Raw genomic sequence first — 12,155 nt, forward strand, 5'->3', positions numbered from 1 at the left:
GCCCAAGCCGAAAATGAGAGAAGCCTGGGTGATTGACGAGGATTGCGCAAGCAGGACGCCGGGTACGCCATGTTCAGCCGGTTCTAGTCGTTCATGGCTTAAGAAATTGATTACCTCGTCGATATATCGACTTCCCACAGAACAAGAACCTTTGTTTCGATGTGCTGCCCAGATTTCAGGCGATGGGTTTCAAAACCACACGGAAGCGATATGGATAGTCAGTTTTTCAAGAAAAGCCTGCTGGCAATGGTTGTCAGCACTTCGACCGCTCAGGTATTTGCCAGCGAGTACGACCTGAGCCAGGGTTTCAAGGACTGGAGTGGTCAAACCCTCGGTGAAACCTTGACCCTGACCGGGCAACGGACCCGCCAGAGCAACACGGACAAAACGGGTGTCACGTTCTTCCAGAACACCGTCGCGGGCTCACTCATTAACCGGGGCGACTTCACTTTCGACGCTCAAGGCGCGACGGTGACCGGGATCGGACTGGATGCCGGTTTCCATGGCTTGAACTCTATCGGCAGCAACATCCAGGGTGACTTCATCAATGCCGGCAAGCTTTCTCTTTCCAACGTGAACAACGCTGAGGGAATCGAGATCGGCAATACCACTATCACCGGCAATGTCATCAACGCCGGTACTGTCTCCATCACTCAGGCATCGGGAGCCAATATCTATGGCGAGCCTGAGGGTATCTACTTGCATGGGACCACTATTGGCGGCGATCTGATCAACAGTGGTGTTGTCGATGTGCAGGGTAACTATGCCATGGGGCTGATTCTGGATTCCCATTACGGGCATCCCGTGAGCATCGCCGGCAGGCTTCTCAACTCAGGGACGATTCGTGCCACGGGTCAGGGCGCGTCCGCTTTTCACGTAGAAATCCAAACCAGTGCGTTGAGGATCGAGAACAGCGGCTCGATCATAAGCGCTGGCAAGAACTCCGCGGCTATCGAGTTTTTGGATGGTTCAGTCGGTTATTTGCTCAACACCGGGACTATTGAGGCATCGGGTGAAGACGCCGTGGGCATCAAGCTCGGCGGTGCCACTTTCACGCAGAATGCTGTGTCTGGCGCTCGGGGCATTATCAACTCCGGCAATATCACTGCAGACGGTGTTGCGATCCAGGTCGATGCAGGCCAGACATCAGCGTTCGAGATCAACCAGCAAGGTGGCGAAATTCGCAGCAATCATGCGGCGGCCATCGATGGCGCAGGGTTGGCGCACCTGAACTGGACCGGCGGTGCGATCAAGGGCGATCTGCTCAATCTCAACGGGGTAAATGTTGCTGGTCAGGCCAATTACACCGGTAGCAAAATCGACAGTACGGTTTCCGTCGTTTCGGGCTCTCTGAACCTTCAGAACCAGGGGGCCGAAATTACCGGTGACCTGAACGTCGGTACCAACAGTGGTATCGATATGTTGCTTTCGGACCGCGTCACACCTGGTACGCCTTATTTGACGGTGGACGGCAAGGCCACCTTCGCTCAGTCCTCGAAAGTGACGCTGAATGCCAAACCAGGTGACTTCACACCGACCGCTGCCGGCACTCAATACACCCTGGTCAAGGCCAGCAGCCTGCAGAACAACGGGTTGAGCGTTATCAGTTCGTCCTCGTTGTTAAACGTCGCCAGCTATACAACCGATGCCCAGACGGTCAATGCGCTGGTCACACTGAAAAGTGACAGTCAGGTGGATGAAGAGCAGGGGAGCATCGGTACTTCCAGAAGCACCCGCGAGATTCTCAATCGCTTCAAGAATGGCCCGCTGGGACAATTGAACAGTGATGATGCGGTCTTCAAAGCCTTTGCCAACGCCTCCTCTCAAAAGGAACTGGCAAAGCTCGGTGAGCAACTGGCTCCGGAAGTCAGCGGTGGGGCGGTCAATGCGGCAGTGTCGGGTCAGGCGATGATGAATGGTGCGATCAGCAACCGCGTGTCCGGTCTGCGTTCGGGGCTCTCATCAGGGGATTCGCTGGCAGATACTGGCGTATGGATTCAGGGTTTGAGCAGCAACCAGGATCAGGACAGCCGTGATGCAGTCGCCGGTTACTCGGCCAACAGCAGCGGTGTTGCTGTCGGGGCGGATGGCAAGCTGAATGCCAATTCCACCGTGGGCTTGGCCTATTCGTATCTGAACACCAACGTCACCTCCGATACCGGAAATAAAACCGATGTACAGGGCAGCGCATTGACGCTGTACGGTAGCTGGGACCAACGCAACTGGTTTGTCGATGGCAGCCTCAGTTACGGGCGCAATGACAATGACAGCAAACGCTATATCGCCGACAGCGTGGCCAAGGCCAGCTACAACAGTGACGCATGGGCACTGAGCGTCTTGAGCGGTTATACCTTCAAACTCACTGACCAACTGATTGTCGAACCGCGCGTCGCCGCACGTTACACCAATATTCAACTGGACAGTTTTAATGAGCATGGTTCCTCCGCCGCCCTGCACTCCAATGCCCAGCGCTTCGAAATTGGCGAGCTGGGTGCCGGGTTGCGAATGGCCGCTGACGTGCCATTGCTCAATGGCACCCTTACACCTGAAGCGAGCATGATGGCTTACCATGACTTCATCGGTGACCAGATCAATCAGACCTCCAGTTTCACCTTGGGGGGCTCGCCTTTCATTGTCGCGGGAGCCAGTCCGGTGCGTGATAGTTATGAAGGTCGCGTAGGGGCGAAGTATCAAATTGATGCTCTAACCTTGGGGACCCATTACAGCTATCAAGCGAAGACCGGTTTTAACGCCTACACCTTTACCCTTGAAGCGCGCTACGCTTTTTGATCGACTGGATTGCAACGGTTCGCGCTGGCGGACCGTTGCGTCTGATCAACAGATTAAAACCATGTTTAAAGCACTGGCCGCCATCGGCTTCGCGCTCCTCGGGCTCTTCGGGCTCAGCGGATGCGCGGGTAAAGTCGATTTGCAGGCGGTCAGCCAAGGCTCTTCGCTTACTCCTGGCACGCTCGATAGTTCACCTTACACACTCATGGCCTTGCTACCGCCACCAGAGGGCTACAAGCATCTACGTGTTTACATCGAAGGCGATGGTCGGGCGTGGGCGACACGGTCTCAACCGAGTATCGATCCGACCCCTCGCGTGTCCTTGATGGCGAGATTGGCCGCTGGAGATCGGGGCCCCAGCGCCTATCTGGCGCGCCCTTGTCAGTTCGTGACATCACCGGGTTGCAACACTGATTTGTGGACTTCCGGTCGTTTCAATTCATTGGTCATAGAGACCATGAACGCGGCCCTTGATCGTCTGAAAAGTCGCTTTGCAGTGGAGCAGTTCGAACTGGTCGGATACTCGGGCGGCGCGGCGATTGCCTTGATCCTTGCGGGTTCTCGTAACGACGTCACTCAGGTGCAAACGATTGCCGGGAATCTCGACCCTGTAAAGTGGGCGAAGCTGATGCAGCTCGCGCCATTCTCGAAGCCGGTGACACCTCTGGAGTTTCGCGACAAGTTGCGTGCGCTCCCGCAACGTCATTTCATCGGTTTGAATGACAAGGTCGTGCCGCCTCAAATGCTCCAGGTCTACACCACGCAGCTACAGGGCAAATGCCTGGAAGTCGTCGAAACCCTCGCCACCCACGATCAGGGATACGATGAAAGTTGGGGCTCGCGGTCGGATCTGCCATTGGCTTGCGAGACTGACCCATTGCGCTGAATGCAGACTCAGCCCTTTCAGGCGCCACCCTTGGTTTGGCGCTCAATAGCGCAAGGCGCACTGTCGACACCGGCCTGGCGCAGCACCCGAATGCCGGCACGGATCAGCCAGCAAGCGAGGATAAACGGAGCGGTCAGCGTAGGCAGACCGATGGCGGTAAACACCGGCGTCAGCAACAGCGCTGATGCAATACCGACCAGCGGCAGCCAAGGCTTCTGGCGCTGCGAGCTGAAGGCGAGGGCGGCGAGTACGGCGTTATAGCCACCGAGGCCGATCAATGCGGTATAGAAGTCGTGATGCAGCATGCTCCAGCCCATGCCCGCGACAGACGCCAACAACGCCCAGCAGAATGCGCGGCGATCAGCGATCAGCAAACCCACGGCAATCATCGCACCGGCCAGCGGATGACCGAGGAACATCACCTGGCCGAGGCCTTTCAGTGGTGCGGCGAGCATGTTCAGCGTATTGATTTCGATCAAGTGCGCATTTGTCGAGGGCGTGGCGAAGCACAGCAGCAACCAGCCCAGCCCCACGAAGGGCGCCGTATAGGCAGGCAGGTATTGGCTGACCCGGACGCGTTTGAGCCACTGTTGAGTGAACATCGCGCTCAGGCCGCCCGCGGCGATGATCAGCGGCGGCAACATCGCTGACCAGGGGAAGTAGAGGCTCAGCAGCAAACCGAGCAAGACACCGTTGTAACTGAACAGCCCGGCCTGACGATCGGCCTTGGCATAACCGCGTCGTTGCGCGGTGAGCAGCCCGGCGACACCGCCCAGCAGTGCACCGCCGAGCAGGGTGGGCGCGGTGAAAAGAATGGCCAGCAGGCACAGCAGACCGCACAGCGGGTTGCGCTGGAGGAAGATCTGGCTGAATCCGTTGAGCAGGGCAGTCGCCCAGTCGGGGCAGTGGGTGTTGAAGTGGTTGGCAGGCATTTTCAAGTCTGTGGTGTTTCAGTTAAACCGTGTCGCCTGCTTCGCGAGCAAGTCGAATCGTCGCACCGTCGCTCCCACACTGAATCTCTGTTCAGTATTAGATTTGTGATCAACACACATAACCAATGTGGGAGCGGGCTTGCTCGCGAAGAGGCCGGTACAGACGCTAAATCAACGTCTCGATACGCAGTGAGTTAGTCGACCCAGGCTGCCCAAACGGCACACCCGCCGTGATCAACAACGTGTCGCCACGCTTGGCCATTCCCTGCGCCTGGGCAATCTCCAGCGCCGTCGAACACACCTCATCCACCTGTCGCAGTCGATCATTGACCACCGAGTGCACACCCCACGCCACCGTCAACCGGCGCGCAGTCTGCAGGTTCGGCGTCAGGTTGAGGATCGGCACCGTCGGCCGTTCCCGCGCCGCACGCAAACTCGACGTGCCGGACTCGCTGTAATTCACCAGTACCGCCACCGGCAGCACATTGCTGATGCGACGAATCGCGCAGCTGATCGCATCGGAAACAGTCGCCTCAGCCTTAGGCCGGCTGACGTCCAGTTGCGCCTGATAGTCCGGACCATTTTCCACCTGGCGGATGATCTTGCTCATCATCTGCACGGCTTCCAGCGGGTACTCGCCGGACGCGGTTTCCGCCGACAGCATCACCGCATCCGCACCTTCGGCCACGGCGTTGGCAACGTCGGTCACCTCGGCACGGGTCGGGGCAGGGGAGAAGCGCATCGACTCGAGCATCTGGGTCGCCACCACCACCGGTTTGCCGAGCTGACGGCAGATGCTGATGATGTTTTTCTGAATCTGCGGCACGCTTTCGGCCGGCACTTCCACGCCCAGGTCACCGCGAGCAACCATGATCGCATCGCTCAACTCAGCGATCTCGCGCAGTTGCGTCACCGCCGATGGCTTCTCGATCTTGGCCATCAAAAACGCTTTGTCGCCGATCAGTTCACGCGCCTCGCGAATGTCTTCCGGACGCTGCACAAACGACAGCGCGACCCAGTCCACACCCAGCTCCAGACCGAAGCTCAAATCGCGACGATCCTTGGCGGTCAGCGGGCTCAGTTCCAGCACCGCTTGCGGCACGTTCACACCTTTGCGGTCCGACAGCTCGCCACCATTCAGCACCGTGGTGTCGATGGCGTCGGAGTACTTTGTCACCACGCGAAGACGCAGCTTGCCGTCGTCCAGCAGCAGGTCCATGCCCGGTTCGAGCGCCTCGATGATTTCCGGGTGAGGCAAGTTGACCCGGCGTTCATCGCCCGGCGTCGGATCAAGATCCAGACGCAGCGCCTGACCGCGATGCAGTTGCACCTTGCCCTCGGCGAACTTGCCGACCCGCAATTTCGGGCCTTGCAGGTCCATCAGAATGCCCAGCGGATAATTCAGCTGGCGCTCGACTTCACGAATCCACTGATAGCGCTGAGCGTGGTCGGCGTGATCGCCGTGGCTGAAGTTCAGGCGAAAGATGTTGACCCCGGCTTGCACCAGCTCACGGATGTCGTCGATCCCGTTAGTGGCAGGACCGAGGGTGGCGAGGATTTTGACCTTTTTATCAGGCGTCATTTTTTGTGCTCTCGAGAATCAGGATGGCGCGGAAGTCGTTGACGTTGGTGCGGGTCGGCTCGGTGACGATCAGTGCGTCCAGCGCCTCGAAATAGCCGTAGCCATTGTTGTTGTCCAACTCGTCGCTGGCGCTCAGGCCGAGGGCGGCGGCGCGGGCGTAGCTGTCCGGGGTCATGATTGCGCCGGCGTTGTCTTCGGAGCCATCGATGCCATCGGTGTCGCCGGCCAGCGCGTAGACGCCGGGCAGGCCTTTGAGGCTGTCGGTCAGGCTCAGCAGGAATTCGGCGTTGCGTCCGCCACGGCCATTGCCGCGTACGGTGACCGTGGTTTCACCGCCCGAGAGGATCACGCAGGGCGCCGCCAATGGTTGGCCGTGCAGCACGACCTGACGGGCGATACCGGCGTGAACCTTGGCCACTTCGCGGGATTCGCCTTCCAGGTCGCCGAGTATCAGCGGACTGAAACCGGCCTGACGTGCTTTCACCGCAGCAGCTTCAAGCGACTGTTGTGGACGAGCGATCAGCTGGAAGTGACTGCGCTCAAGGCTCGGATCGCCGGGTTTGACCGTCTCTGATTCCGGGCTCTGTAGCCAGTTGCGCACCGAGGCAGGAACATCGATGGCGTAACGCTTGAGGATCGCCAACGCTTCGGCGGAGGTGCTCGGGTCGGCCACGGTGGGACCGGAGGCGATGACCGTGGCGAGGTCGCCCGGTACATCGGAAATCGCGTAGGTATAAACAGTGGCAGGCCAGCAGGCTTTGCCGAGTCGGCCGCCCTTGATCGCCGAGAGGTGCTTGCGTACGCAATTCATCTCGCCAATGGTGGCGCCGGATTTGAGCAGGGCTTTGTTGATCGACTGCTTGTCGGCCAGGGTGATGCCGGCCGCGGGCAACGCCAGCAGGGCAGAGCCACCGCCCGAGAGCAGGAAGATCACACGGTCGTCTTCAGTCAGATTGCTGACCAGTTCCAACACGCGTTTGGCGACCGCCAGACCGGCAGCGTCAGGCACCGGGTGAGCGGCTTCGACCACTTCGATTTTTTCACACGGGGCGCCGTGACCGTAACGCGTCACCACTAAACCTGATACTTCACCCTGCCAGCAACGCTCCACCACTTGGGCCATGGCCGCGGCGGCTTTGCCGGCGCCGATGACGATCACCCGACCACTGCGGTCTTTGGGCAAATGGGCTTCGAGGACTTGCTGCGGATGGGCCGCGTCGATGGCTGTGGCAAACAGCTCGCGCAGGAATTGTTGCGGATTGACCGACATGGCGGGCTCCCGGGAATTTCTTGTTATTGGAGAACGACTCGGTTCCCTGTGGGAGCGGGCTTGCTCGCGAAGGCGGTATGTCAGTCAACATCTCTGTTGAATATGAAATCGCCTTCGCGAGCAAGCCCGCTCCCACAGGGTTTTGGTGCAGGGCTTACTTATCGCGAATCGAGAAATTCGCCATGTGTTCCAGGCCCTTGATCAGCGCCGAGTGGTCCCAGTTGCTGCCACCGATCGCTGCGCAGGTGCTGAACACTTGCTGGGTGTTGGCGGTGTTCGGCAGGTTGATGCCCAACTCGCGCGCGCCGGCCAGGGCCAGGTTCAGGTCCTTCTGGTGCAGGCTGATGCGGAAGCCTGGGTCGAAGGTGCCTTTGATCATGCGCTCGCCGTGCACTTCGAGGATCTTCGAGGATGCGAAACCGCCCATCAGTGCTTCACGGACCTTGGCGGGATCGGCACCGTTTTTCGAAGCAAACAGCAGGGCTTCGGCCACGGCCTGGATGTTCAGCGCCACGATGATCTGGTTCGCCACTTTGGCGGTTTGACCGTCGCCGTTGCCGCCCACCAGGGTGATGTTCTTGCCCATCGCCTGGAACAGTGGCAGAACGCGTTCGAAGGCATCGGCATCGCCGCCGACCATGATGCTCAGGGTCGCGGCCTTGGCACCGACTTCACCGCCGGACACTGGCGCGTCGAGGTACTGAGCGCCTTTTTCGTTGATTTTGGCAGCGAAGGCTTTGGTGGCGGTTGGCGAGATCGAGCTCATGTCGATCACGACTTTGCCTTTGCCGACACCGGCCGCAACACCGTCGGCGCGGAACAGCACGTCATCGACCTGCGGGGTATCCGGCACCATGACGATGATGAATTCGGCTTCTTGCGCGACTTCTTTCGGGTTTGCCAGAGCGACGGCGCCACCGGCAATCAGGTCGGCAGGCGCGGGGTCGTGGTGCGCCGACAGGAACAGGCTGTGACCGGCTTTCTGCAGGTTCAACGCCATTGGGTGGCCCATGATGCCGGTGCCGATAAATCCGATTTTAGCCATGAGAAATTCCTCTTTTTTTATGTGGCCCCCTGTAGGAGCTGCCGAAGGCTGCGATCTTTTGATCTTGATCTTGAAAGGCAAAGTCAAAAGATCGCAGCCTTCGGCAGCTCCTACAGGGATGTCATGTTCGGTTAGATTGCGTTATGGGTTTTCAACCAGCCCAAACCCGCTTCAGTGGTAGTCAGCGGCTTGTATTCGCAACCGACCCAACCCTGGTAACCGATGCGGTCCAGATGTTCGAACAGGAAGCGGTAGTTGATCTCACCGGTGCCCGGTTCGTTGCGCCCTGGGTTGTCCGCCAATTGCACGTGGTTGATCTCGCCCAGGTGCGCGGCCATGGTGCGGGCGAGGTCGCCCTCCATGATTTGCATGTGGTAGATGTCGTATTGCAGGAACAGGTTGGCGCTGCCGACCTGTTCGCGAATCGACAGGGCTTGCGCCGTGTTGTTCAGGTAGAAACCCGGGATGTCGCGGGTGTTGATCGCTTCCATCACCAGTTTGATGCCCGCCGCTTGCAGCTTGTCGGCGGCGTACTTGAGGTTGCTGACGAAGGTTTTTTCCACGGTGGCATCGTCGATGCCTTGTGGACGAATACCGGCCAGGCAGTTGACTTGGGTGTTGCCCAGCACTTTCGCGTAGGCAATCGCCAGGTCGACACCGGCGCGGAACTCTTCAACCCGGTCCGGCAGGCACGCGATACCGCGTTCGCCCTTGGCCCAGTCACCGGCCGGCAGGTTGAACAGCACCTGGGTCAAGCCATTGGCATCGAGCTTGGCTTTGATCTCGGCGGAGCTGAAGTCGTAAGGGAACAGGTATTCGACACCACTGAAGCCGGCCTTGGCGGCAGCTTCAAAACGGGCAAGAAAATCCTGCTCGGTGAACAGCATGGACAGGTTGGCTGCGAAACGCGGCATGGTGGTCTCCTGTAAATTTGTGAAGCCTCCTGTGGGAGCGAGCTTGCTCGCGATAGCGGTATGCCAGACAACAAAGATGTTGAATGTGCCGGCCTCATCGCGAGCAAGCTCGCTCCCACAAGGGCGTTAATCGAGCATCGAAATCGCGGTTGGCGCATCGTTGCCGACCAGCGCCAGGTCTTCGAACTCGTTGACGGCGTTGATCTCGGTGCCCATGGAAATGTTGGTCACGCGCTCCAGAATAATCTCGACGATGACCGGCACCCTGAACTCTTCAATCATTTCCTGAGCCTTGCGCAGGGCAGGCTGGATCTGACCCGGTTCGAACACACGCAGCGCCTTGCAGCCGAGGCCTTCAGCAACCGCGACGTGGTCGACACCGTAACCGTTGAGTTCCGGGGCGTTCAGGTTGTCGAAGGCCAGCTGTACGCAGTAATCCATGTCGAAACCGCGCTGAGCCTGACGAATCAGCCCCAAATACGAGTTGTTGACCACCACGTGGATGTACGGCAGCTTGAACTGCGCGCCCACCGCCAACTCTTCGATCATGAACTGGAAGTCATAGTCGCCCGACAGCGCCACGACCTTGCGGGTCGGATCAGCCTTGACCACGCCCAGCGCTGCCGGAATGGTCCAGCCCAACGGACCTGCCTGACCGCAGTTGATCCAATGACGCGGTTTGTAGACGTGCAGGAACTGCGCGCCGGCAATCTGCGACAGACCGATGGTGCTGACGTAGCAGGTGTCTTTGCCGAACACCTGGTTCATCTCTTCGTAAACGCGCTGCGGCTTGACCGGCACGTTGTCGAAGTGAGTCTTGCGCTGCAGGCTGGACTTGCGCTGCTGGCAGTCTTGCAGCCAGGCGCTGCGGTTTTTCAGCTTGCCGGCGGCTTGCCATTCGCGAGCGACTTCGATGAACACGGTCAGCGCGGCAGCGGCGTCGGAAACGATGCCCAGGTCCGGGGTGAACACGCGGCCGATCTGGGTCGGTTCGATGTCAACGTGAATGAACTTGCGGCCTTCGGTGTAAACGTCGATCGAACCGGTGTGACGGTTAGCCCAGCGGTTACCGACACCGAGCACCAGGTCGGATTTGAGCATCGTGGCGTTGCCGTAACGGTGCGAGGTTTGCAGACCGACCATGCCGACCATCAACGGGTGATCGTCCGGAATGGTGCCCCAGCCCATCAGGGTCGGGACCACCGGAATACCGGTCAACTCGGCGAATTCCACCAGCAACTCGCTGGCGTCGGCATTGATGATGCCGCCACCGGCTACCAGCAACGGACGCTCGGCCTGATCGAGCATGGCCAGGGCCTTCTCGATTTGCACGCGGTTAGCGGTTGGCTTGGCCAGCGGCAGTGGTTCGTAGGCGTCGATGTCGAATTCGATTTCAGCCATCTGCACGTCGAACGGCAGATCGATCAGCACCGGGCCTGGACGGCCGGAGCGCATTTCGTAGAAGGCTTTCTGGAAAGCGTAAGGCACCTGGCCCGGTTCCATGACGGTGGTTGCCCACTTGGTCACTGGCTTGACGATCGAGGTGATGTCGACAGCCTGGAAGTCTTCCTTGTGCATACGGGCGCGGGGGGCCTGGCCGGTAATGCAAAGAATCGGGATCGAGTCGGCCGAGGCACTGTAGAGCCCGGTGACCATGTCGGTACCGGCAGGTCCCGAAGTGCCGATGCACACGCCGATGTTGCCGGCCTTAGTGCGGGTGTAACCCTCGGCCATGTGCGAGGCGCCTTCAACGTGGCGAGCGAGGACGTGATCGATGCCACCGACCTTCTGCAAGGCGGAGTACAGCGGGTTGATCGCGGCGCCCGGGATGCCAAAAGCGGTATCAACCCCTTCACGGCGCATCACCAGAACGGCGGCTTCGATTGCTCTCATTTTGCTCATGGTTTTGGTGCCTCTTACGTTTTGTAATTGTATACAAGTGGCTTTGCGCAGAGTGTATTCACGGCGGACGGCGCAGGTCAATCCATTTTCTCAAGCGGCCGTTTCATTCGTCGGAAGCCAGATATACTGTGGCTTTTCGTCGCATGTGGCGCTTTTCGAAAATTATTGTATACAAAAAAATAACTCATTGTGTTCTATTTGTTGCATCGGACTTCTGAACAAAAAGCAGTCCAGCAGCTTTCCCTATAACAAAATGAGGACGGCACCATGAGCGCTTTAACCTTGAAAGTCGCAGTCAACCTGGCCAATCAGGCTATCTCCGCAGGGCGTGCAATCTCGGCGGCTCCATTGACCATCGCCGTACTGGATGCGGGTGGACACTTGGTCACCCTGCAGCGTGAAGACGGCGCCAGCCTGCTGCGCCCGCAGATCGCCATCGGCAAAGCCTGGGGCGCCATCGCCTTGGGCAAAGGCTCACGCCTGCTGGCGCTGGACGCACAACAACGACCGGCGTTTATCGCCGCTTTGAATAGTCTGGGGCAGGGCAGCGTCGTCCCGGCACCGGGCGGTGTATTGATTCGGGATCAGGACGGGAACGTGCTGGGGGCTGTTGGTATCAGCGGCGATCTTTCTGATGTTGATGAGCAATGTGCGATCAACGCGATTGAGGCGTTGGGGTTGCGGGCGGATGCGGGGGTGACGGCTTGATTATGTGGTGACTGATCTACTGCTTTCGCGAGCAAGCCCGCTCCCACACTGGTTCGTCGGTGGACACAAATTGTGTGAACACTGTAGATCAACTGTGGGAGCGGGCTTGCTCGCGAAGGCGGCCTC

The 12,155-nt window shown here is 59.1% G+C and carries 9 protein-coding genes; 3 read left to right on the plus strand and 6 right to left on the minus strand.

All coding sequences use genetic code 11. The features are described 5' to 3' along the window. The first annotated feature begins 210 nt into the window (after positions 1-210). Together CUN63_RS21585 and CUN63_RS21590 are read left to right on the plus strand one after the other, a co-directional pair. Complete coding sequence (locus tag CUN63_RS21585) at positions 211-2,790, plus strand: autotransporter outer membrane beta-barrel domain-containing protein (RefSeq protein WP_129442249.1); 2,580 nt, start codon at positions 211-213, stop codon at positions 2,788-2,790. 61 nt (positions 2,791-2,851) lie between these two features. Beyond that, the gene (locus CUN63_RS21590) at positions 2,852-3,676 is read left to right on the plus strand and encodes an alpha/beta hydrolase (RefSeq protein WP_129442251.1); all 825 of its coding nucleotides are present in this window, start codon (positions 2,852-2,854) and stop codon (positions 3,674-3,676) included. Positions 3,677-3,693: 17 nt separating this feature from the next. On the opposite strand, the gene CUN63_RS21595 is transcribed toward CUN63_RS21590, so the two are convergent. The 6 genes from CUN63_RS21595 to gcl all read right to left on the minus strand — a co-directional run bounded on the left by CUN63_RS21595 (position 3,694) and on the right by gcl (position 11,321). Continuing rightward, positions 3,694-4,608, minus strand: a complete 915-nt coding sequence (locus tag CUN63_RS21595) for an urea transporter (RefSeq protein ID WP_129442253.1) — start codon at positions 4,606-4,608, stop codon at positions 3,694-3,696. Between the two features lie 166 nt (positions 4,609-4,774). Further along, entirely contained in the window at positions 4,775-6,190 is a 1,416-nt protein-coding gene (gene pyk, locus CUN63_RS21600) for a pyruvate kinase (RefSeq protein ID WP_129442255.1), read from the minus strand. Next, the gene (locus CUN63_RS21605) at positions 6,180-7,460 is read right to left on the minus strand and encodes a glycerate kinase (RefSeq protein ID WP_129442257.1); all 1,281 of its coding nucleotides are present in this window, start codon (positions 7,458-7,460) and stop codon (positions 6,180-6,182) included. Before CUN63_RS21605 ends, pyk begins: the two co-directional genes overlap by 11 nt. Positions 7,461-7,614: 154 nt before the next feature. Continuing rightward, entirely contained in the window at positions 7,615-8,505 is an 891-nt protein-coding gene (locus CUN63_RS21615) for a 2-hydroxy-3-oxopropionate reductase (RefSeq protein WP_129442259.1), read from the minus strand. Between the two features lie 131 nt (positions 8,506-8,636). Further along, complete coding sequence (gene hyi / locus CUN63_RS21625; protein ID WP_129442261.1) at positions 8,637-9,419, minus strand: hydroxypyruvate isomerase; 783 nt, start codon at positions 9,417-9,419, stop codon at positions 8,637-8,639. A gap of 126 nt (positions 9,420-9,545) precedes the next feature. Next, a complete protein-coding gene (gene gcl / locus CUN63_RS21630; protein WP_129442263.1) occupies positions 9,546-11,321 on the minus strand; it encodes a glyoxylate carboligase in 1,776 nt (591 codons plus the stop codon). Positions 11,322-11,588: 267 nt separating this feature from the next. On the opposite strand from gcl, the gene CUN63_RS21635 reads away from it, so the two are divergent. After that, positions 11,589-12,029, plus strand: coding sequence for a heme-binding protein (locus tag CUN63_RS21635; RefSeq protein ID WP_008145573.1), 441 nt, complete (start codon positions 11,589-11,591; stop codon positions 12,027-12,029). Positions 12,030-12,155 lie beyond the last annotated feature (126 nt).

Source organism: Pseudomonas sp. ACM7 (assembly GCF_004136015.1).
Classification (GTDB): Bacteria; Pseudomonadota; Gammaproteobacteria; order Pseudomonadales; family Pseudomonadaceae; genus Aquipseudomonas; species Aquipseudomonas frigoris.